At 46.4% G+C, this 23,434-nt stretch carries 17 protein-coding genes and 1 pseudogene; 11 read left to right on the top strand and 7 right to left on the bottom strand.

The genetic code is table 11. The annotated features are described in order from the left end of the window. The first annotated feature begins 217 nt into the window (after nucleotides 1-217). From R6242_RS09765 to R6242_RS09750, 4 genes are all read left to right on the top strand, one after another. Nucleotides 218-526, top strand: a complete 309-nt coding sequence (locus tag R6242_RS09765; RefSeq protein WP_293938271.1) for a DUF485 domain-containing protein — start codon at nucleotides 218-220, stop codon at nucleotides 524-526. Continuing rightward, a complete protein-coding gene (locus tag R6242_RS09760; RefSeq protein ID WP_318426256.1) occupies nucleotides 523-2,331 on the top strand; it encodes a cation acetate symporter in 1,809 nt (602 codons plus the stop codon). Before R6242_RS09765 ends, R6242_RS09760 begins: the two co-directional genes overlap by 4 nt. Nucleotides 2,332-2,635: 304 nt before the next feature. Continuing rightward, complete coding sequence (locus tag R6242_RS09755; protein WP_318426255.1) at nucleotides 2,636-4,540, top strand: esterase-like activity of phytase family protein; 1,905 nt, start codon at nucleotides 2,636-2,638, stop codon at nucleotides 4,538-4,540. A 136-nt stretch (nucleotides 4,541-4,676) separates the two neighbouring features. Further along, nucleotides 4,677-5,090, top strand: coding sequence for a type IV pilin protein (locus R6242_RS09750; RefSeq protein WP_318426254.1), 414 nt, complete (start codon nucleotides 4,677-4,679; stop codon nucleotides 5,088-5,090). Nucleotides 5,091-5,196: 106 nt separating this feature from the next. Here the strand turns inward: R6242_RS09750 and R6242_RS09745 are convergent, their stop codons facing one another. Next, the gene (locus tag R6242_RS09745; RefSeq protein ID WP_318426253.1) at nucleotides 5,197-6,642 is read right to left on the bottom strand and encodes a PLP-dependent aminotransferase family protein; all 1,446 of its coding nucleotides are present in this window, start codon (nucleotides 6,640-6,642) and stop codon (nucleotides 5,197-5,199) included. A 213-nt stretch (nucleotides 6,643-6,855) separates the two neighbouring features. Here R6242_RS09745 and R6242_RS09740 point away from each other — a divergent pair, with 213 nt between their 5' ends. After that, complete coding sequence (locus R6242_RS09740) at nucleotides 6,856-7,017, top strand: hypothetical protein (RefSeq protein ID WP_318426252.1); 162 nt, start codon at nucleotides 6,856-6,858, stop codon at nucleotides 7,015-7,017. Between the two features lie 47 nt (nucleotides 7,018-7,064). Here the strand turns inward: R6242_RS09740 and R6242_RS09735 are convergent, their stop codons facing one another. From R6242_RS09735 to R6242_RS09720, 4 genes are all read right to left on the bottom strand, one after another. Then, nucleotides 7,065-8,531, bottom strand: coding sequence for a hypothetical protein (locus R6242_RS09735; protein ID WP_318426251.1), 1,467 nt, complete (start codon nucleotides 8,529-8,531; stop codon nucleotides 7,065-7,067). A gap of 2 nt (nucleotides 8,532-8,533) precedes the next feature. Next, nucleotides 8,534-10,840, bottom strand: a complete 2,307-nt coding sequence (locus tag R6242_RS09730) for a KGGVGR-motif variant AAA ATPase (protein WP_318426250.1) — start codon at nucleotides 10,838-10,840, stop codon at nucleotides 8,534-8,536. 1 nt (nucleotide 10,841) lies between these two features. Beyond that, entirely contained in the window at nucleotides 10,842-11,498 is a 657-nt protein-coding gene (locus R6242_RS09725; RefSeq protein ID WP_318426249.1) for a helix-turn-helix domain-containing protein, read from the bottom strand. Between the two features lie 156 nt (nucleotides 11,499-11,654). Further along, nucleotides 11,655-12,056 carry a winged helix-turn-helix domain-containing protein gene (locus tag R6242_RS09720; RefSeq protein WP_318426248.1) on the bottom strand — a complete coding sequence of 134 codons (402 nt, stop codon included), beginning with the start codon at nucleotides 12,054-12,056 and terminating at the stop codon, nucleotides 11,655-11,657. A gap of 373 nt (nucleotides 12,057-12,429) precedes the next feature. Here R6242_RS09720 and R6242_RS09715 point away from each other — a divergent pair, with 373 nt between their 5' ends. From R6242_RS09715 to acs, 5 genes and pseudogenes are all read left to right on the top strand, one after another. After that, nucleotides 12,430-13,035: a LysE family translocator gene (locus R6242_RS09715; RefSeq protein ID WP_318426247.1), complete on the top strand. Its 606-nt coding sequence runs from the start codon at nucleotides 12,430-12,432 to the stop codon at nucleotides 13,033-13,035. A gap of 336 nt (nucleotides 13,036-13,371) precedes the next feature. After that, nucleotides 13,372-13,749 (top strand): annotated as a pseudogene (locus R6242_RS09710) (GNAT family N-acetyltransferase); the annotation flags it as partial. Between the two features lie 4 nt (nucleotides 13,750-13,753). Further along, nucleotides 13,754-14,467, top strand: coding sequence for a hypothetical protein (locus R6242_RS09705; RefSeq protein WP_318426246.1), 714 nt, complete (start codon nucleotides 13,754-13,756; stop codon nucleotides 14,465-14,467). A gap of 1 nt (nucleotide 14,468) precedes the next feature. Beyond that, nucleotides 14,469-14,906 (top strand): acetyltransferase, encoded by a 438-nt coding sequence (locus R6242_RS09700; RefSeq protein WP_318426245.1) that lies wholly within the window; start codon nucleotides 14,469-14,471, stop codon nucleotides 14,904-14,906. Nucleotides 14,907-15,239: 333 nt separating this feature from the next. After that, nucleotides 15,240-17,210, top strand: coding sequence for an acetate--CoA ligase (acs, locus tag R6242_RS09695; RefSeq protein WP_318426244.1), 1,971 nt, complete (start codon nucleotides 15,240-15,242; stop codon nucleotides 17,208-17,210). Nucleotides 17,211-17,566: 356 nt separating this feature from the next. Here acs and R6242_RS09690 read toward each other — a convergent pair whose 3' ends face one another. Continuing rightward, nucleotides 17,567-18,610, bottom strand: coding sequence for a hypothetical protein (locus tag R6242_RS09690; protein WP_318426243.1), 1,044 nt, complete (start codon nucleotides 18,608-18,610; stop codon nucleotides 17,567-17,569). Between the two features lie 686 nt (nucleotides 18,611-19,296). Next, nucleotides 19,297-20,865 (bottom strand): hypothetical protein, encoded by a 1,569-nt coding sequence (locus R6242_RS09685; RefSeq protein ID WP_318426242.1) that lies wholly within the window; start codon nucleotides 20,863-20,865, stop codon nucleotides 19,297-19,299. A 365-nt stretch (nucleotides 20,866-21,230) separates the two neighbouring features. On the opposite strand from R6242_RS09685, the gene uvrB reads away from it, so the two are divergent. Beyond that, entirely contained in the window at nucleotides 21,231-23,246 is a 2,016-nt protein-coding gene (uvrB, locus tag R6242_RS09680) for an excinuclease ABC subunit UvrB (RefSeq protein ID WP_318426241.1), read from the top strand. Nucleotides 23,247-23,434: the final 188 nt, after the last annotated feature.

Below are 23,434 nucleotides of genomic sequence, written 5' to 3'. Positions count from 1 at the left end.
CCTAATCCTGTCAGTTTATTCTCAGGAATAAGCTAGAGAGTATGTGCATTTAAAATATAGCCGCCCATGCGTTCTGTGCATTGCAACATCAGCTTTGCTGATTTTGTGCATCAAAAATTGCAATTAGCATACCCACCCCCTCTCGAATAGAGTAAGTGTTGCCTATCCCCTGCTGGCAAGCCTAGGGGATCTCACCTTGTTTTAGGAGGATGTCTAAATGAATGATCCTATCATCGACCGGATTCAGCAAAACCCAAAGTTTGCTGAATTGGTCCAGAAGAAAACCAGCCTCTCTTGGCTTTTATCATCAGTCATGCTGGTGATTTACTACGGTTTTATTCTGGTTATCGCCTTTTCTCCCAAAACATTAGGGATCCCGCTTTCAGCTGGCAGTATCACCACCATTGGCATTCCTATTGGTATCTTGGTGATTTTATCCGCCTTTGTGCTCACCGGTATTTATGTTTCGCGCGCCACTGAATTTGATCAGTTAACCCGTGAAATCATTGAGGAAGCCAAGCAATGATCAGTCAGTTCAAAAAACAATTAGGCCTTGCGGCCCTTCTCGCCCTAAGCAGCCTACCGCTTTGGGCCTCTGGCAGCATTGATGGCCCTGTAACTAAGCAGCCCATCAATTGGCACGCCATTATTATGTTTTTTCTATTTGTGGCCTTTACCCTTGGCGTGACTTACTGGGCGGCGCGTAAAACACGCTCGGCTAAAGATTTCTACTCAGCTGGTGGTGGCATCACCGGCTTTCAAAATGGCTTAGCCATTGCGGGCGACTATATGTCGGCTGCGTCCTTCCTTGGGATTTCCGCACTGGTATTTGATACCGGTTACGACGGGCTGATCTACTCCCTCGGCTTTTTGGTAGGCTGGCCAGTGATTACCTTTTTGGTAGCCGAGCGCCTACGTAACCTTGGTAAATACACTTTTGCGGATGTAGCGTCTTATCGCCTACAGCAAGGCCCAGTGCGCACCTTTGCCGCAACCGGCACTTTAGTCGTGGTGGCTTTGTATCTGATTGCCCAAATGGTAGGTGCAGGTAAGCTCATTCAGCTGCTATTTGGCCTGAATTACAGCACCGCTGTAGTAATGGTTGGCGTACTGATGGTGATTTACGTAATTTTTGGTGGCATGTTGGCTACAACATGGGTACAAATTATTAAAGCGGTGCTACTACTCTCTGGCGCAAGCTTTATGGCCTTTATGGTGCTAAAACATGTGAACTTTAGCGTGGAAGGCATGTTTGCCCAAGCCGTACATGTAAAAGAAGCGGGTGCACAGCTGCTAGCAATCAAAGCCTCTGCGGCCTCCGACGTTGCTGCGCAAGCCGTGGCCAACCACTCACCTGATGCCGCTACGCTAGTAGAAAAAGCATCTGATGCAGGCAAAGCCGCCGTTAAAGCAGCTAAAAACATCATGGCACCAGGTGGCTTGGTTTCTAATCCTATCGATGCGATATCGCTGGGCTTAGCACTGATGTTTGGTACGGCAGGTTTACCGCATATTTTGATGCGCTTCTTTACGGTAAAAGACGCTCAAGCGGCGCGTAAATCTGTGTTTGTGGCTACTGGTTTTATTGGTTACTTCTACATCCTTACCTTCATTATCGGCTTTGGCGCGATCATGCTGGTTTCCACTGATCCATCGTATAAAGACGCCGCAGGCAAGTTGCTAGGTGGCTCTAATATGGCGGCGATCCACCTTTCGCACGCAGTGGGTGGCGACTTATTCTTAGGCTTTATCTCGGCGGTGGCCTTTGCCACTATTCTGGCCGTGGTTTCTGGCCTGACTCTTTCTGGTGCCTCTGCTGTTTCACACGATTTATACGCCAGTGTTTGGCGTAAAGGACGTGCAGATGAAGCAACAGAAATCCGCGTGTCTAAATATGCAACCGTGGCCTTAGGCGTGGTAGCTATCTTGCTGGGTATTCTGTTCGAGAAACAAAATATCGCCTTTATGGTGGGCTTAGCGTTCTCGATTGCGGCATCGGCTAACTTCCCAGTGCTATTCCTATCCATGTTCTGGAAAGGCTTAACCACGCGCGGAGCCGTAATTGGCGGCTACTCTGGGCTAATCTGCGCTGTTGTGCTAATTATCCTCGGCCCAGCCGTTTGGGTAGATACTTTGGGCCACGCTAAGGGCAGCGAGCTATTCCCTTATAAAAATCCAGCGATCTTCTCGATGACATTGGCTTTCCTAATGACATGGATCTTCTCTATCACCGATAAGAGCGCCCAAGCTGATTCTGAACGCGCTGCATTCCTGCCGCAATTTATCCGCTCTATGACAGGGGTAGGTGCAGAAGGTGCATCAAAACATTAAGAATTTTTAATTAAAAAACACAACGCCATGCGCAATGCATGGCGTTTTTTGTTATGCCAGTTTAATAATTAAATTTATTATAGATTTTAGTAGAGCGGGTGAAACCCATGTGTTTTTCAGTGCCGCTCGCGGGTTTCACCCGCCCTACTAAAAACGCAGGCTTAAGTTGATAGGATCGATTAATTCCCCCCCCTGAAAAAGATAAAACTAATTTAATCAATATATTAGCTTAAACTACAACCTTAACCCCTTTGTCATATTTAAATGGCACTATTCATTTAATTTTAATAACAGGGTTATTCCAATGAAACGCCGCACAATTGCGCTCAGTATTGCGCTTAGTTCACTATTAGCCGCTTGCAATAGCGACAGCACCGATACCACCACCAGCACAAATAATAAGCCATTTATTATCAGCGGCGTATTTCAAGATTCAGCAGTAGAAGGCCTAGAATACAGCACCACCAGTAATCCAAGCGCGCAATACACTAAAGCCGATGGCTTTTATTTATATCAAGTGGGTGATGAAATCACCTTTAAAATTGGTGGCGTTGTCTTAGGCAAAGCCATTGCTACGGCTAAATTATCCCCTGCAGATTTAAGCAGCGGCTTTAATGATAAAGCACTAAATATTGCCCAATTACTGCAAACACTAGATAGTGATGGCGACCCAAGCAATGGCATTAAGCTTGAAGCCACCCAGCGTGATTTATTAAAATCATTAACAGAATCCAGCATCAAATTAGCCGCAAGTGGCAATGACTTTGGCACAGAGCTTGCTAAACTCGGCCTAAAGGTGCGTGATCGTAATTTAGCCAGCGAGCACTTTGAATCCACCCTCGCCAGCCAGTTTGGCAAAGACAATACCAGCAAGATTGGCGATATCAGCCTGACCAAACATCAAATTGTGGTCGATCCCAAATTTAATGTGGCCTATCCGGGCACATTAGCGGGCCTGAAAGCCACTTTCCCAAATGGTTTTCCATTTAGCTTGGGCTCGGCTTTAGCCTTTAAAGGCAAAACCAGCGACGGCGCAATTGAATTTTATGTATTGAGCGATCGCGGGCCAAATGCCGATTCGCCAACTCTGGCCGATGGAACCACCACCAAAGTATTCCCCGCCCCCGATTTCACACCTAAGTTTGGCGTAATGCGCTTAAAAGACGGCGTAGCCAGCCTTATTTCAGTCACTGATATTTTAAATGCTGACGGCAGCAAAACCACGGGCCGCCCAACGGCTGCCAATGAAATCGGCTCCAGCAAAGAAGTGCCTCTATCCGATACCCTGCAAACGCTCGCCACCGATAAAAACGGCATCGACCCTGAAGGCATCGTGGTCGATAAAAATGGTGATTTATGGATTTGCGATGAATACGGCCCCTTCCTGATCCGCATCGATCCAAAAACCGGCAAGATTTTAGAAAAACTTTACCCCGGTGCAGGTGGCCTACCTGCCGTACTCGCCAATCGCCAACCTAACCGTGGCTTTGAAGGCATTGCCATTACGCCAAACGGCAAAATCTACGGCGCGATCCAAAGCAATTTGGAAATCACCGACAGCAAAAATAATAAATCAAGCAAGGCGCTGTTTACCCGTATCACCGAATACGATCCGGTTAGCAAAGCCACCCGCATGTTTGCCTACCCGATTGACGCCAATTACAGCAAAAGCAAGGAGCTAAAAATTGGCGATCTGCTGGCGATATCTGACACGCGCTTTCTGCTGATTGAGCAAGGCATCCAAAAAGACGGCCTGATGCATCGCAGTATTTATCTGATCGATATCAGCAGCGCCACCGATCTAAGCAGCAAATTATTGGCTGATAAACGCGAACTAGAATTTGGCTCCGCCAGTGATTTAGCCGCCGTGCAAATGGTAAAACGCAGCAAGCTATTTGATTACGATGTGGCGAGCTTTGGCTATCTGGCCGAGAAATCAGAGGGCTTAACCATGATCGATGGCAAAACCATCGCCATCGTGAATGACAATGACTTTGATATCAAAGCCAGCCTGCAAGACGGTAAGGGCAAAACCGCCACCGATTGCGTGATTAGCGATGGCAAATTAAGTGGCTGCAAAATTGACGGCGTAGCGGCCGCCGCCGATACGGTGAAATTCAATATTAGCCGAGGCGATCCAACGCAAGCCCCTTCTCGTTTATGGCTATTTAAACTGCCTAAAGATATTAAGGAATACAGCGTTAATTAATTGGCAGATCGTGTGAATATCCAAATGCGGCAGCAATGCCGCATTTGGCATAAAAAGGTATAAACAACATTATCCATCACTTATAAATAAGCACACAAAGCTTGTTAATCGTTGATTATTTATAAGAAGACGCATCATGCACCGCTATAAACAACATGCTTTTACCCTGATCGAACTCATGGTTGTGGTCGCGATTATTGGCATTCTGGCTGCCATTGCTTTCCCCTCATACAGCAGCTTTATTCTGAGATCTCATCGCACGGATGCCTATGTCAGCCTAAGCAAGCTGCTGCAAACACAGGAAAAATATCGTGCGAATAACACATCTTATGGAACGATTAGCCAGCTGGGGCTAGGCGCGGATAGCGGTTATTTAAGCGAAAACGGCTACTACCGCATCACCCTTCTTCCTAGTATTGGCAGCAATGGTTTTGTTGCACAGGCAACAGCACAGGGAGCACAAACAAAAGATAGTGAATGCAAAGTGATTGAGCTAATGCTCAATAACGCCAACACCATTCAAACCCCAAGCAAATGCTGGGCCAAATAAAGCGTTGCGTTTTATATAAAAGAGCCATTCTCCATACAAGGATGTAACTCAATTGACTGCCAGCAATTAAATATTAGCCCCTTTGCAAAGATCCCCCTTAAGGAGCTCAACAAAGCGCCTCATCCATAATGTCCTGCGCCATCTCGCCCAGCCGGACTAAAGCTTGGATATAGCTTTCATCTAATGGCTGGCAACAGGATAAGCGTAGCGCCGAGGTATGGCGGCCGCTGGGGGAATACAGCGGGCCGGGCGAGATGCTGATTTTCTCTGCAATGGCGCGGTGAAATAATTTAACGCTATCGCAGCTGGCTGGCAGCTCCACCCAGAATAAAAACCCACCAGCAGGCTGGGTGGCGCTGGTGCCCTGCGGAAAATGCTCGGCGATCAATGCGCGTACTTTATCCACCTGAATGGCGTAGCGGCGCTTGAGCTGGCGCAGATGATGATCGTAACCGCCCGATTCTAAAAACAAGCCCAGCGTTTCGCTCAGCACCATAGATTCGGCTACGGAATAAGAGAATTTAAGCTTACGAATCTGCTCGGTAAAACGCCCGCCCTCTACCCAGCCAATTCTAAAATCAGGGGCCAGCGTCTTGGTGTAACTGGCGCAAATTAACACCCAACCTTCTTCATCAAACGCTTTTACCGCTGGGGCAAAGGCTTCAGCAAATTGTAATTCGGCGTAAAGCGCGTCTTCGATCAAGGGGACTTGATAACGCTTTAACAGGCCAGCCAGCCGCCGCTTGTTTTCCAGCGGCATGCTGCAGCCCAAAGGGTTATGCACATTGGGCATAGCCACAATGGCCTGCAACTGGCCATCAACCAACAATTGCTCAAGCGCATCGAGTGACATGCCCGTTTGCGGATCAGTCGGTATTTCAACCGCCTTTAAACCTAAGCTGCTGAACAGTGGCAACAAATTAAAATAGGTAGGCGATTCAATCCCCACGGCATCGCCATGCACACAGATAGCACGTAGCGATAATTGCAAAGCCTCCATACAACCATGAGTCAGCACGATGTTTTCAGCCTGCAAAGACATCCCCAGCTCTACACTGCGGCGGGCAATTTGGGTACGTAATCGCTCTGATCCTGGCGGCAAAGCATAGCTACTGACCATGCCCGGATTCTGCCTAAGCACCTGCCCCATGATTCGCGCTAGCTTATTGCTGGGGTAAAAATCGCCGCCCTTGGGGCAGGCTAAGGCCAGATTGATATAGCCCGGTGTTTGCTGGGCCAATAAAGCCGCACCGATCAAATCCAGCACCTCACCGGCGGGGCCTTGAGCCGAGCTAGGCGCTGCGCCTACTTTGCCCGTTGGTAGCATAGGCAAATGGCTGCGCACGTAATAGCCAGATTGTGGCCTAGCCACCACTAGGCCACGGTCTTCCAGCATTCGATAGGCGGTGAGTACCGTATTCAAAGACAAACTGCGGCTTTGTGCCGTTTTACGCACCGATGGCAATCGAGAGCCGGGCGGCAAAGAGCCGTGGCTGATTGCCTGTGCAAAATCATTGGCCAACTGCTGATAAAGCGTATCTATTTGCATCATAAGTACCGAGTAAGGCCACGACGCCTAAATTGTACCCATAAACATAGGCTAGCAATGACACTGCAACCTTTATGACGATGCTTTTATGATTAGCCAGCCTTGTTTCAGTCTCTGATATTTTAAATGCCGACGACAACAAAGTATAGAAGCGCCTCTGTCCGATACCCCGCAAACGCTCGCCACCGATAAAACGGCATCGATCCTGAAGGCATCGTGATCAGCGATGACAAGCTAACTGGCTGCAAAATTGATGGCGTAGCGGCAGCAGCCGACACGGTAAAATTTAATGTTAGGCGAGGCAAGCCAACGCAAGCCCCTTCACGATTGTGGCTATTTAAACGGCTAAAAGATATTAAGGAATACAGCGTGAATTAATAGCTGAATCAACCTACGGCATTGATGCGCTATCAATGCCGTAATACTCACTTATTTGCACTTAAGGTCGATTTTTTCCACCCATCACTACGCCATTCAATTTTTGCATAGCCGGGTGCTGTACCCGCTAAGATCTCTGCCTCTTTACATACACGCCCCTGATCTCCGTCTGCACTAGGGGCCTTGGGGCCAATTGCCAAACCACAAGCAACTGGGTCTTTCCAACCAAGCCTATCCGCAAGAGCCGTACTACTAGCGATCATAAAACGAGTATTCGACGCCTCACTCAACTCAAAGCAGCGTTGATGGCCCCATCTCCCCTCTTGTACGCCAGGGTCCAGCACGGGGATGAACACCCAATCCGGTTGAAAGCGATCAATTAAATCTGCGGTCATAGGCTTGGCTTGAATATCTTGGCAAATAAGTACGACGCATCTCCCCAAGCCATCAAGATCTGCAATCACCACAGTGTCACCCTCGGCGTTATCTTCCATCGCCAATTTGCCATCAGGGCAATCCAGCCCGTACTCCTTGGCCCGCTCCGCTGCTAAGCCTGCTGGCCACAGCTTTCTTTGCCGCCATAACTCGCTACCCTTGCCATTGAATATGCGTGCTTCATTCCAAGCCAGCCCTTCAGGGCAGAGCGCCCTTGTCTGGCCTGAGCCTGCAATAATCATTCGTGATAAAACAGGGCTAGCATTCAGTAATGCGGCCAAATTATCTGCATGTTCTTCTTTGGTCACCAACTCCGGCGCAAATGCAATATCAACTGGGCCGGTATTTTTTAAAACCTCATGAATAATATTTGCAGCATTCAGTGAGGGACTTAAGAAAAAGTCCACATAGGGCTGCTCTGAAATAGTTCGCTCACTCAAAACTAAATCAGCCTTTTTCTCAGCAAGCGGAATAAATACAACTTTTTCATGGCCTGTTTTTTTACCCGCAACAACCCCATCTATTGCGCCGAGACCAATAACGACATACTCAACATTAATTTTGCGCGTATCTATGCTTAAAGTAATAGGCACGGGTGTTAAAGCCGTAAATCGATCCAATAGACTTTCAGCATTAGAGGCATTTTCATCACGATCCCGCCGTAGCAGCGGGCCACGCGGTACCAGATTAAATCTCTCATTTTGAGCATAGCGGCCAGAAATACGGCGGGCATCCCGTAAATCACGCAGCCAATCAGGCAATTTATGAGCAGGTTTAGCCAAAGGAACAAATTGAGCACGCGGGTTAATGAGATAGAAAAATTCATCAATGGCCTGCATAGCCATTAAAATACGACCGTTTACCTCCGCCGGAAGGCCACCTCCCTTGGAAAGTAGCCCCTCTACGGCAGTAAACGCATCATCCCCTGAGTTCTTTCTTAATGCATTCTCAATACTTGGTTTAAAGGTGGCATCCTTTACAACAGTACGCCGTTGATGGGCGGTCATGCCTTCTGCTTTTGCAAAAAGACAAAGAAATAAATCGGCTGGTGATTTGTTTTGGCTATGCTCTTCCATCATTTTTATTCTGCATTCATAGATGAATCGTCACTCGAAAATGCCCCAGAATAGGCATTCTGTGCTTTAGCCAAGCCTGAAAAATCTTCCATTGAAATGCCGGCCCCAGCTAATATAATACTCAACTCATTCAATTGAAAAGACAGTTTATCTCTTAATTCAATAGCATCACCATGAATAATTTTTCTTCTAATAAGAGAATCAAACGAAAAAGATAGGAGCTGTAGCAAACTACGCAGCACACTGTTTGCACGTTCAGTATTATGAACAATCAATATTTTAGAAAAATCACTAATGAAATCAATTAAATTCACACCATTCCCTGAAGCCCCTCCCAACAAGTATTGAGATAATATCAATTGATTATTCGACTCTGCTACATTCACAAATGATTCGCAAAAATCAAGAATAACCTCAGGGTAATCTGATGCTTGGAGCACAAACTTAGCTAACTCAAAAAATTTAAATCGAAATAAACGCCCAGAAAAACGCACAGCCTTGCTAGCATGTTGAGCGGCCTCCAATTTTGTCAAGATTGGTAATTTAGTAAGCTGATAGTGAAGACGAAAACATAATATTCCTAAGTCAGTATCAGTCTCAATTAGATCTAAACTAGGAAAAAGACTTAAACCATTCTCATAGCATTCTCTAGCTTCAGCTATATCATTATTCTTTAACGCAATATTTCCAAGCAATAACTGTACATCTACTATTGATGCCTGCATTGATTTTTTTTCTACAGGGTCAAGAACCACTTTTTCAGAAATAATACTTTGGTAAATATTATTAATACGAGAAACACTATCATTCAATGCATCGCCATCGTTATTATCCAGACTAATTTGCGCGGAACTCCGCAAATAATTCATTCTTTTTAACCGAGAAGCAGTAGATACTTCATTTACTAAGATATTATCCAGTTCGCAAAACCATTTTCTAACATTATTAGCAGGTAAGTGCATCATTGAATATTCAATAACCAATTGAATTTCAGAAACAAGGAACTCTTTCCACTTCACAGGTTCTTTTTTATATAGAACACAAATAGTATCTAGTGTTTTTTCCAATTTTATATAAAAATCGTCCTCGATGCTATACTGCTCACTTATGTCAATACCCACCTCAAGTAAAGCATGTAAATATATTTCATCCAGCACACCACCATTTACAGCCGTATCATACGCAGCATCAATTAATTGGCTTAACTCATCAATTGCACGCACAGGCTCTGCCGATTGCAATGAATTAATATATTCAATTGTTGCATTACGTGGCTGAAGGCGTTGCTGTATTTTTTTTAGTACTTCTGAATTAAAGACCGGAATTGATAAAGACACATCCAGCAAATGTTTTCCAAGACGTAGATAATTCAAGGTCAATTTATCAAGCTCTGGGTCTTTTGCTACAAATGGCGCAAGCGTTTCATAAAAGGGCAGATCATCAACCAATTTAATAGATAACATCGCCATATCTGCTTTGATATCCGCCGAAATACCGCCACCAATATGGCTTAAAGCAGAAAGAGCACGCGCTTGTGCATCACTTCCATCTGCTGCATCGATATTTCCAACCCGCATTGGTATAGCACGCTGAATCACCGCATCCTGACGCTTGCTACGAATTGCGGCTGAAACTTTAGCAATACCATCAATATTTTGCTGATTGAGTGCAAAACATAGCGCCACTGAATCTGGCAATTGCATGGTGCAAACGCCTGCAATATCAGATAACCCCGTCCGACTATCTATGAGTACAAAATCGTAATTCTTCTTTGCCCAAAGCCGCAATTGCTCTAATGCGAAGCCGCCTGCATATTTATCAAAAAAATCGGCCCACGAAAACTGAGCAAGCGCTTCTTCATAAGGTAAATCACCCGCTGTTGTGATCGCTTTAACCTTATTACTGCCCGCACTAATAATATCTAGGGCCGCCGTGGCAGGTAGCAAATCGGCCGACATCTCAGCTTCAATTAAAGTTCGCACACAATCTTTAAAAACCGAACCTTCTTCAAAACGCTGCTGCAAAGCGGAGACTTCTTCGTCTGACTCTGCCTTCTCAATCGTAGCGCTCCACTCGCTTAAAATATCCAAGACACCCGGTGCATCTCCAAGCGCCCTCGTTTCTGCACTACTCAACAAACCTCGAAAATAATACGCAAGCCCCGGCGCTTCCAGGTCCCAATCCATAACCAGCACACGCTTGCCATTTAAAGCCGCCAGAAAAGCCAAATTAGCCACGGCCATTGTCCGTCCTACTCCTCCTTTAAAAGAGTAAAACGTAACGATTTTACCAATACTATTTTCTTGTGCCATGTTATGCCGCCTGAGCGAGCGATTGACTGTGCTGCATATGAGATGGCGCAGCACTACGAAGCTCTGCGATAAGCGTTAATTTAGGCTTGTCGCTCACCTCTAAAGACTTGCTTTCAGACAAAACCGAACGCGCAGCTGGAGTCAAAAAATTATAAAAACGTGTCCCTTCTCGCCTGAATTCAGTAATGCCAAGTTCCCGTAATTGTTTTAATTTTCGGCTAACGGTTTCTGGTACTTCATTGCAAATTTCAGCAAGCTCTTTCCCATTTAAATCCTTACGAGCAAGCGCATCAATATAGGGCTTAAACAAACTACTGCTCATCCAAGTAGTGAACTCATCATCCACTCGCCGTTCTGCGGCTTGTGCCGCCAATAGTTGTGCAAAGCTCACTTGGCCAATGATATAAGCCGCTTGCTCATTTTTGTGATCTGGCTGCGCGCCAAGAATAGCCTGAGCAGTAGCCGGTTCGAGGCTCAGCAAACGATCCAATAAACCTGCCAATTGTGCATTCAAAGCTTCGATCGACGCACGCGATGAGCCTGTAAGGGCTTCATCCAGACGCTCAGCCACTCCATTAAAGATCCCACGAGGCAAATCTGAGGCCTGCTTCATCTTTTGCTGGATGTCTTCCAGCAACTGCCAATGATTATTGCTCATGACATTCCCTTCCAAAGTAAAAAATCGACCAATCACCCCAAAAATCAACAAAAAATCATTGATACTTAATTGATTCTAGCTGGAGGGGCATTGAATATCAATGGTCTTAATTTTGACTCATTGAGAAACACTTACAGAAAATGCTATAGCAGCAGATCAGCTAGGGTGCCCCCCCTTGGGGCAGGCTAAGGCCAGATTGATATAGCCCGGTGTTTGCTGGGCCAATAAGGCCGCACCGATCAAATCCAGCACCTCACCGACGGGGCCTTGAGCCGAGCTAGGCGCTGCGCCTACTTTACCCGTTGGTAGCATAGGCAAATGGCTGCGCACGTAATAGCCAGATTGTGGCCTAGCCACCACTAGGCCACGGTCTTCCAACATTCGATAGGCGGTAAGTACCGTATTCAAAGACAAACTGCGGCTTTGTGCCGTTTTACGCACCGATGGCAATCGGGAGCCGGGCGGCAAAGAGCCGTGGCTGATTGCCTGCGCAAAATCATTGGCCAACTGCTGATAAAGCGTATCTATTTGCATCACTAGGCTCTGTTGACGTTTCATTCACAAGTGAAGAGGGTGGCTTCCTTGCTTAACATCTGCTGCATTCTGTCGCGATGTATCACGCTTTATCGGTGGAGTTTACGCTTTATCACAAGGGCATAAACAATGTAGCGAGCCTGCGTATATTGCGGCTCTTTCCTCCAAAGGCACGCTTAATAGGACTGCGCGCGCCATCGCTAGGTTGTAGGCTGACCACCAGCGAGTACCGTATTCAGCGCAAAGTCATCCCCCAACTTCAAGATAAAACCTATCCATTTTGGATAATACCGCAATGTCTAAATTGTACCCATAAAAATTAGCAAGCAATGACACTGTAACCTTTGTGACGAAGCTTTTATGATGAATTGCCTTTCACCCATACAGAGCCAAGTCTATGTTTAACCCCGCCTTATTGAGCTATGTCTCGCTGATGTCCGTCACCCCCGGCCCCAATAACCTGATGCTAGCGGCTTCTGGCGGCAATTTTGGCTTTCGCCGCAGCATTCCGCATTTATTAGGCATTAGCATTGGCCACGGCATTCAGGTGTTTATCGTTGGCGTACTTCTGGCTTGGGTGATGAGCAGTATTAATACAGTACGCCCCATTTTAGGCGTATTTGGCTGCGCTTATTTATTGTGGCTATCGTGGAAAATATGGAAAGCCGGATCGCCTGAGGGCAAAGAAGCCGCTAAGCCCATGAGTTTTTTAGCCGCAGCGCTATTCCAGTGGATTAACCCCAAAGCATGGGTGATGGTGATCAACACCGTAATTTTGTTTTTGCCTGCCGAGCAAAATAGCATGCTCGCCGCAGCGGGCTTAGCCGTTTTATGCGCTTTGATTAATTTACCCTGCATCTGTATTTGGGCATGGCTGGGCGATGCTTTACGCCAGCATTTGCTCGTTCCCAAAAAATTAAAGCTATTTAATGGCACGATGGCAGGGTTAATGGCCATTACCGCATTATTTTTATTACAGGGTGAATTGGCTTTATTAGCCTAGGGAAAGAAATAGAAAACGTAAAATCGCAGCAGCTTCTGCAAGCCTTTAATTTTACTTTAGAGGGTATCAGCCGGGAGTGCGAAATCAAAGAGGGTAAATATATCTCACTGATGAATTATTCATTGCTTAGCCAAGAATTAAAAAAACAACAGGCCATAAGATGAGCATCTGTTCAGAAACACCAAGATTAATTATTAAGTCTCTCACCGAAGCAGATAGAGGTTTTTTCACCCAACTTTATCAACATCCAGAAACAATGAAATATGTAGGCGACCCTATATCTACCGATGAAATAAATGAAAATTTAATAGCCGCCTAGCAGCTTGGAATAAACACAGCGCACACTGGCTATGCTTGGTTATTTTTGATAAAGCCAATCATACCCCCGTTGGCGTAACGAGCTTTATGCCCAAATGGCAGCCTTATCAGCAGGCCGAAGTGGGCTATTTATTGCACCCAAGCCTGCAAGGTAAAGGCTATGGCAAAGAATCTTTGCAAGCCATATTGCAATTTGCCTTTAATGACTGTTTATTCCACAAAATCACCGCCACAGTAAGCGAAGGAAATATCGCCTCAAGCAAACTATTAGAACATTCAGGCTTTATACAAGAAGGCAGGATAAGAGATAACTTTAAATTAAATAATCAATGGTGCAATGATTTAATTTACGGCCTATTAAATACTGAATTCACATCCACACTCACAAAGATTTAATCCCATGAAAAAAAATACAATCTGCCTGATTACATTTGCTTTAGCGGCCTGTGGTGGCGGCGGTGGTAACGATAGCCCTACCCCCCACACAACAGTCAGCAGTAAATACATCGCCTACCACTACGCGGCCACAGATTCGCAAACGAGCAGTGCGCAGCTCAGCGATTACGGCGCAGGGATCAGCAGCCCTATTCTTCCTAAAGGCAGCTTCACCTATGCCAGTAATGGCACATATAGCTGGGGCAATGGCTTAAGCGGCGGCAGCGGCGTGTATCAACTGCCAGAAAACCCACACCTGCCGTTTGCCGCCATGCTGTGCGAGCCAGGCTTGGGCGGCGTTCAAGATAAAAAAGCGACTTATGTTTTAGTCGCCGCCAATGCCATCAAAGTGACATCGGCTCTAGATCTGGCAGGGCAAAATTTTACCACCAGCGTAAGTGATTGCCAGGATGACAGCCAAACTGAACGCTTAAGCTTTGATGCACAAGGCAATATGAGCCGCACCACATTTCATTACCCCAATAGCACTGGCGTAACGACGATCTATTCGCCCGCTGATTTTACTCAAATGCAAACGGGCTTAAATATTGTTTCGGCCAACACCCGATTACATGCGTTTAAATTGATTGCTGATGGTAAAACTCGCTATCTTTTAGTGGAGCAAAATAAATCACTGAATGGCGATGGTAAAGATTCTATTTATTTATGGAAACAATAATATGCAAATTTTAGCGATTACCCCCAATGAATACCCTGAGCTATTAAGTGTTTGGGAATCATCGGTACGGGCTACGCATGATTTTTTATCTGAAGACGATATTCAATTTTATAAATCAAAAATGCTGAGCGATTTCTTCCCAGCAGTCTCACTACAATGCGCAAAAGATAATCAGACAAAAATATGCGGTTTTATTGGATTAAGCGGGGACAATATTGAGATGCTGTTTATTGCTCCTGAGCATAGAGGGCTGGGAATAGGCTGTATGCTTTTAAATGATGCCATCACCCATCATCAGGCAAGCAAAGTGGATGTAAATAAACAAAACACCCAAGCGATTCGTTTTTATGAGCGCATGGGTTTTAAAATCATCAGTCGCTCCGAGCTTGATGGCATGGGCAAGCGATTCCCCATTTTGCATATGCAGCTTTCCGCATAAAAGGCCCAATCAATAAAACAGGCGAGAGCCCCGCCAGTGCGTTCATATTAAGCCTGTCTGCTGAAGCATCTTCAATCTAAGGAGCAGCTTTAAACGCTCCTGAGATTAAAGATGCTATGTGCGTAAAACACCTCACATCAGTCTTTCTGATTCCCCCCATCAAAAAACACACACGCCTTATGCATCACCTTCTGATGAAAACTACATAGAAACCCTCACATCAGCCTTTTTGATTCTCCCCATCAAAAAACACGATTAGCCTTGTAAAAGGTGCGCTGATACTCTGGGTTTAATCCGATTTATCTGACTATCTCTGCAAGAAGGAAGCCCCATATGAGCAGCATTGATTCCGTACTTAAGGAAACCCGTCTGTTTCCCCCTTCCGATGATTTCCGCACCAAGGCCAATGTATCCGGCATGGAGGGCTATCACACCCTTTGTGAGAAAGCCAATAGCGATTACCAAGGCTTTTGGGGCGATTTAGGCCGTGAGTTAGTCAGCTGGAGAAAGCCTTTTAGCAAGGTGTTGGATGAATCAAACGCGCCGTTTTTTAAGTGGTTTGAAGACGGCGAAATGAATGTCTCTTACAACTGCTTAGATCGCCACCTAGAAAGCCGTGCCAACAAAGTAGCGATTATTTTTGAAGCCGACGATGGCTCAGTCTCACGCGTGACTTACCGCGAGCTGTATCACCGCGTTTGCCAATTTGCTAACGGCTTAAAGAGCCTTGGCGTGGTCAAGGGTGATCGTGTGGTGATTTACATGCCACACAGCATCGAAGCCGTCATCGCCATGCAAGCTTGCGCACGGATTGGTGCCATTCACTCAGTCGTGTTTGGTGGCTTCTCTGCTGGTGCGCTGCGCGATCGCATTCAAGATGCAACGGCCAAAATTGTGATTACCGCCAATGAATCGGTACGTGGCGGCAAAGCGACCCCGCTAAAAGCCATGACTGACGAAGCCTTAGGTCTTGGCAATTGTGAATCTGTCGAAAAAGTGATTGTTTTCCAACGCACCGGCACCAAGCCCGATCATTGGAGCGAAAGCAATAACGTTTGGTGGCATCAGCTGGTGAAAGGCCAGCTGGATGTATGCGAGCCAGAATGGATGAACGCAGAAGATCCACTGTTTGTGCTGTATACATCTGGCTCCACCGGCAAGCCTAAGGGTATTCAACACTCCAGCGCGGGCTATTTCTTGGGTACGCAAGTATCAATGAAATGGGTGTTCGATTACAAAGAAGACGATGTTTACTGGTGCACCGCCGATGTGGGCTGGATTACTGGCCACAGCTATATTACTTACGGCCCGCTGGGTATTGGCGCAACGCAAGTGGTATTTGAAGGCGTGCCCACTTACCCCGATGCTGGCCGCTTCTGGGCGATGATTGAAAAACATCAGGTCACCACCTTTTACACCGCGCCTACCGCCATCCGCTCGCTGATTAAACTGGGCGGCGATCTACCTAAGCAATACGATTTATCTAGCCTGCGCCTCTTGGGCACCGTGGGTGAGCCGATTAATCCAGATGCATGGATGTGGTATCACGAGGTGATCGGCGGCGGCCGCTGCCCGATTGTGGATACTTGGTGGCAAACCGAAACCGGCTCCAATATGGTGGCCCCACTGCCGGGCGCAGTGGCCACCAAGCCAGGCTCTTGCACCCTACCACTGCCGGGCATTATGACGGCCATTGTGGATGAATCCGGCGCGCCGGTAGAGCCTGGCAAAGGCGGGTCCCTGGTGATTACCCGCCCCTTCCCTTCTTTGGTGCGCACCATTTATAACGATGCAGCGCGCTTTAAAAGCACCTACTTCCCGGATGAATTTAACGGCAAGTACTACCTTGCTGGCGATTCGGCGCACTACGACGAGCACGGCTATATCTGGATTATGGGCCGCATCGACGACGTGCTAAACGTATCTGGCCACCGCCTTGGCACCATGGAAATTGAATCGGCACTGGCCGCCAATCCACTGGTGGCAGAGGCTGCTGTAGTAGGCAGGCCGCACGAAATTAAAGGCGAGTCAGTCGTGGCGTTTGTGGTGCTTAAAGGCGATCGCCCAGAAGGCGAAGCGGGTAAGTTGATAGCCAAGCAGCTACGCGAATGGGTAGCCCACGAGATCGGCAAAATTGCTCAGCCGGATGAAATCCGCTTTGGCGACAATCTGCCTAAAACACGCTCCGGTAAAATCATGCGCCGCCTGCTTAGAAATATCGCCAAGGGTGAAGAAATCACTCAGGATATTTCCACACTAGAAAACCCAGCGATTCTGGAACAACTGCGCCATAGCGCGCTGTAAACGGCGAGTACTTATAAAAACCGCTTACTAAGAACTGCGTCACGGCAGCTTTTAAGGCCCCGAATTTGCTTCGGGGCCTTTTTTTTAAGCAAAAATAGACCTGATTATGTCTCTTGCTCATTTTTTGTCGTTTGTCTGAGCATATCAACATGAATAGAGTTAACTCGTAGGGGCGCTGCTTGCTGCGCCCTCGCTGAACAGGGCGCAGCAAGCAGCGCCCCTACAGGATATTGGCCTACATGTATGGCTTTGTTTGAGCAAGAGGGATAATCAGGAAAATAGATGACCATAAGTGCTGCGCATTGCACCAGCAATCGAAAACAGATCAATCAGCAGCAAGCTAAAAGCATGATGATTTACACCCGCCATTGCCCATCGATATAAACGTTTTCATCCCCCAAATACACGGCTGTTGCCGCGACGAAAACATCGATGTGAAAGCGCGTGTCTTTACGCTTAAATTGTGGTTTGTTGTAGCTGCCGTGCTTCGCACCAAGCGATAGATGAATACCACATTGCCGCTCAAAAGTACCGATATCACTCACGGTTTGCTCGCGGCTAAACGCACGATTGAGGCCCAAACCTAATTCACGCACCCATACTTCGCCTTCAACCGCGTGGATTTTAGTCAGCACTTCATCAAAATACGGCGTGCTGTTTTCTACCCCAAGCACACAGCCCTGCTCAACAATCAAAGTAATGGGCAAGGCCGGAAAATTACAGTGAAAGCTCGTATCCCCAAACACAAAAATATCGGCACGGCCGCTCAGCTGCGTTAAATCACGCGCCTCGGTAAACACCTCGCCAATCGGAAACTGCCCGCCTGTATGCTTCATTTGGCGGTAATCGCCCACATTCAGCTTAGCGGCCTCAAGTGGCCCCGCATAGATCAGCTCATGGCCCACACCGCTGCTGATGCGTGCATGCGGTGCCTCATTGATCCGCGCCTGCAAAGCCGCGCCCGTGCCGCGATAATATGCAGCATCGTAAGCCAGCGCTTCGATATACAAAGGCGCTTCATCTGCCACCATGCGAGCCAAATGCACGTGCTCGATGACTTTTAACTCTTGGTTAAACAACTGCACCCGCAAACGATAGGCATCAAGGCGAAAATGCGTTGATTGAATCAACACCACCAAAGCCCCCGCAGGCTGAGCATGAAACGCCGCCATCACCGCATCATTATCCACGCTGCTAATTTCAATCACTTGCGCACAGGGCAAAGCTAAGCGATAACTATCCGCCAACACCTGCGCCAAAGGGCATTCAACATCATAAACAATCAAAGCCGCTTCATCGCTGCGATGACCAATCGCCACGCTGATAATATCGTTCACATATGTAGCAGCCGCAGCACGGTGCTGAGCATTCAATTCGCAGTAATGGGGAGTATTTATCATTGGGAGTGCTTCTGTGCATGATTCAACAATGGCGACACCTTAACGCAATGATTCAGCCATGTAAAAAAACCTGAGCTTTGAATTATAAAGGGCACGAGGAGTATGGGGTTCACGAGGGGAAAGCCAGAGCATCAGGTGTATGGTTTTATGGGGCGGATGAAGCCCTCTATACGCCAAGAAAATTATTTTTTTATTTGCAAACAGCAGAAAAATGCAATAACCAAGCTCTTTGCATAGGACTTAAATCCCCCTTGAAGCACGCCGAAGCGAGGAATAAGCGGCTCGGGGTTTCGGAAAAGGGGTAGCGAGGCAGCGAGCGCGCAGCCTTTTCCGCCGAGCCGATTATCCGCAGTGAGGGGCCTTCGTGCTGGTCGGGGCGGCCTTCTTTTGGTTCTTTTCTTGGCCGTTCAAGAAAAGAACGCCCCCGCGGTGGCTACCGCTCCAAAATCAACGTGCCGAAGGCCCTTAAAAGGTCTTTCTGACGTTGGTTTGCGCGCATGTGGTGAAACCAACGAATGAAATTGGATCAGCAAGTAGGTTGGGCATGCTCTATCAGCCCAACGCATCCCTGTAAATGAAAAGCTTGGGCTAATAAATATTTAGCCCAAGCTACCATGCTGTTTAATAATCAATTAATTTCAGCATAATTCCTTACAGACAGTGCTACTCCATATTTAATTAAAAATTTATCTCTCAATTAAACCTTGAAAATTTTTAGTGCAAAATGCGGCTAACCAACTCCTCCATTCTTTTGACATTATGGATGCAGGAACCTTTTGATTGGTATCGCTTAAATAGTAAAAATAAGGATTATTGAGTTGACCGCTGTTGTATAACATATAATATTTCGGAACTTTTTTTTGCACGGTGACATCAAAAGCAAATCCAATGAAATTTTTGATATAAGCCGGCAATCCGCCTTTATAGCTTGGTGGCATATATAATTTACAAACCTGCTGATGCAAGGAGGTCTCTGGCTCCAATGCAACATCATAACCTTTATAAATAGCATCTGTAGGAACTGAATTAACCTGAGCAAACCCCTCATAAATTGATTTTGCATTGCGTGCCAACTTGGGGCTATGCGTTCCAGGAAAAATGATCACCGAGCCTGCCTTTAAAGAAATTGGATTTGCATCAGTGCCATATTGAGTATCTTTAATAGCAACGATACCGGTAAAGCCCCAGAATGTTTCCGCTTCTTTTGGCTTATTCGCCCAATTATATTCTGCATCAGGCCCCAAAATAGCCATACAATTTGCAGGTAAAGGCAAATCATCTGAAGCATAAATAGGGTGGGCTGCAGCAAGTTTCCGGCCAGCTTCATACGCATAAGGTATATTACAAAATGCTGGGCCAGTTAATGTAACAAAATCCAATATCGTTTGAGTAGGCCCCCAGTTTCCCGAGTAATTCTTTTGCATACAGCTAAGTGAAGCACTATTAATCATCTGATATAAAATACACAAACCCGTTTCAGATGCGGTAATCACGGCAGGAAAACCACCAATTTCTGTTGAAATAGGTGAAGAGTCATACTGCCAGTTTATCCCATTACCATAAGTAGCAAAATACAGTTTTCCAACCACTTTGCCATCAGCCCAAGGCTGATAAATTAAAAACAACTCTCCCTGATGAACACAAATAGATGGGTTGCACGCTAATTGCTGATTACAAAGTATACTTACTGGCGACCAAGTAATTAAATCCACTGACGTTGTTAATACTAATTGCTGAGTGTCATTATTTTGAAATACCAGATAAATAGTGTTTTGATCAACTGTTACTGAGGGACCTGTTTTAGTTGCATAATCTCCAACATAGCTCGGCGTAGACCAATTTGAACCATCATAAGATGAAATAAGACAAAGTCTGGCTGTATTCACTTCTTGGTAAATAATGCAAAATGCCCCGTCAAATGAAAACATAGCACAATGATAACCACCAATATTAGTCGCAATCGGCACTGAATTAGTATTCCAGTCAATGCCATTTTCTGTAGAGGCTAAATATAATTTATAAATTGCAGAGCTCATCCCTTGATATGGCCCATACCCTTGATAGGCAATATACAATTTACCATCGAAAGTATAAGAGACAGGGTTGCAGGCCAATATACTTGGGAATGGCACTACTCCCAGAGTCCAATCCATTCCATTAGATGAGCTGGAAAATTCCAGTTGATTAGACTTGTTCTGAAACATGCTTACACATAGAAAGTCATCTGAAGGGAAGGGAACAATAGAATTATTCATATATCTCCTATTTCTCATTAAGAGCATCAATATGGATTTTCACAGCAGCTTCTTAAATCTTGCAAATACTTACTAAAAAAATATTAAATTCTTTTAATAAACGCAAGAAAATAAAAGATAGTACATAGAAATGCTTTACGCCAAGCCGAACTTAAAAGAGTGATAAATAGGGAGAAAACTGAAGGAAACAGAAGTTAGATCAAAGTATATTCACGGCAAAAGAACTAGCGAACATGATCGCCCCTGCAGATTCTACTATCCCCCATGATCACAGCCTTCCCTCTCCCCCAAAAACCATTAAAGCGCACGAGCGTTCTATTGGGTAGAATAAGCCTACTTCGCCTCGTCAACACAGGATTTTGCCCATGTTTGTCGATTACCCCGGCAGCCCTTACCGCCTGTTTCAGCCCTTTCCCCCTGCTGGTGATCAGCCGACAGCGATTGCTCAGTTGCTTGAAGGCCTGGATGATGGTTTGCAGTATCAAACCCTGCTTGGGGTAACGGGCTCGGGTAAGACTTATACGATGGCCAATGTGATTGCCCAATCTGGGCGGCCAGCGATTGTGCTGGCACCGAATAAAACGCTGGCGGCGCAGCTTTACTCGGAAATGCGTGAATTCTTTCCGCAAAATGCGGTTGAATACTTTGTTTCTTACTACGACTATTATCAGCCTGAAGCTTATGTGCCGAGCCGCGATTTATTTATCGAAAAAGACTCAGCAATTAATGAGCATATCGAGCAGATGCGGCTATCCGCCACCAAGGCGATTTTAGAGCGGCCCGATTGCATTATCGTCGCCACCGTCAGCGCCATTTACGGTATTGGTGACCCTAGCTCCTACCATAAAATGATTTTGCATCTGAAGGAAGGCGAGCGTATTGCCCAGCGCGATATGATTAAACGCCTGACCGCCATGCAATACGATAGAAACGACACCGATTTTAGCCGTGGTTGTTTTCGGGTGCGTGGCGATGTAATCGATATTTTCCCCGCCGAATCCGCCGAGCTGGCGCTCCGGGTCAATCTATTTGATGATGAGCTAGAAACGCTGCAATTGTTTGACCCGCTTACAGGGCATATCAAGCAGCGCGTGGGCCGCTTTACGGTGTTCCCTAGCAGCCATTACGTTACTCCGCGTGAAAAAGTGCTGGAAGCTATCGAAACCATTAAGGCAGAGCTGACTGACCGGCTGGCGTTTTATTACAAAGAACACAAGCTGGTAGAGGCGCAGCGGCTGGAGCAGCGCACACGTTTTGATTTAGAAATGCTGATCGAAATGGGCTTTTGCAAAGGCATTGAAAACTACTCGCGGCATTTTTCTGGCAAGCCAGCGGGTTCGGCCCCGCCCACGCTGATCAACTATATGCCGCCCAATTCGATCATGATTGTCGACGAAAGCCACGTCACCATTCCGCAGATTGGGGCGATGTATAAGGGCGATCGATCACGCAAAGAAAATCTAGTTGATTACGGCTTTCGCATGCCTTCTGCACTGGATAACCGCCCGCTTAAATTTGAAGAATTTGAGCAGCTGATGCCGCAAACGGTGTTTGTTTCCGCCACGCCATCTGATTATGAGGCCAAGCACCAAGGCCAAGTGGTAGAGCAAGTGGTACGCCCAACGGGCCTTGTTGATCCGCTGATTGAAGTGCGGCCTGTGGGCACGCAGGTGGATGATTTACTCTCTGAAATTAAGCTGCGTACCGATATTGGCGAGCGGGTATTGGTGACCACACTTACCAAACGCATGAGCGAGCAACTGACTGATTATCTGAGCGAGCACGGGGTAAAAGTGCGCTATTTGCACTCGGATATTGATACCGTAGAGCGCGTCGAAATCCTGCGCGATTTACGCCTTGGCGTATTTGATGTGCTGATTGGGATTAACTTATTGCGTGAAGGGCTGGATATTCCCGAAGTATCGCTGGTGGCGATTTTAGACGCCGATAAAGAGGGCTTTTTAAGATCAGAGCGCAGCTTAATTCAAACCATAGGCCGCGCCGCGCGTAATTTAAATGGTAAAGCGATTCTTTACGCCGACCGAATTACCAAATCGATGGAAAAAGCCATTAGTGAAACAGAACGCCGCCGCACCAAACAAACCGAATTTAACTTAGCCAACGGCATTACCCCGCGTGGCGTAGTTAAACGCATTAAAGATATTATCGACGGCGTATATAACGAAGAAGCCGCAGTGGCCGCCCGCTTAGAAATGAAGCGCCAGAAAGTGCTGAATGAATTTGACGAAAAATCACTCGCCAAAGAATTAAAACGCCTAGAAAAAGAAATGATAGACGCGGCAAAAAACCTAGAATTCGAAAAAGCCGCTCAATTAAGGGATCAGCTTAAAATGCTGAGGGATCAGGTGTTTGGGAATTGATAGGCGTTTATTTAAACCCCAATCTTTAAACAACACAGAGAACACGGAGTTTCACTGAGAAAATCCAATTAAAATCAATCAAAGATGTAGGGTGGGCACTATGCCCACGCGTCTATGCTCTAGCTCTAGCTCTAGCCGCGTGGGCACGATAAAACAGTGCCCACCCTACAATTCTGCGCCCTATCATT

This window comes from Iodobacter sp. CM08, from assembly GCF_033446605.1.
Taxonomy (GTDB): Bacteria; Pseudomonadota; Gammaproteobacteria; order Burkholderiales; family Chitinibacteraceae; genus Iodobacter.
The sequence above is the reverse complement of the archived record's forward strand: the minus strand, read 5'-3'. Positions and strand labels throughout refer to the sequence as shown.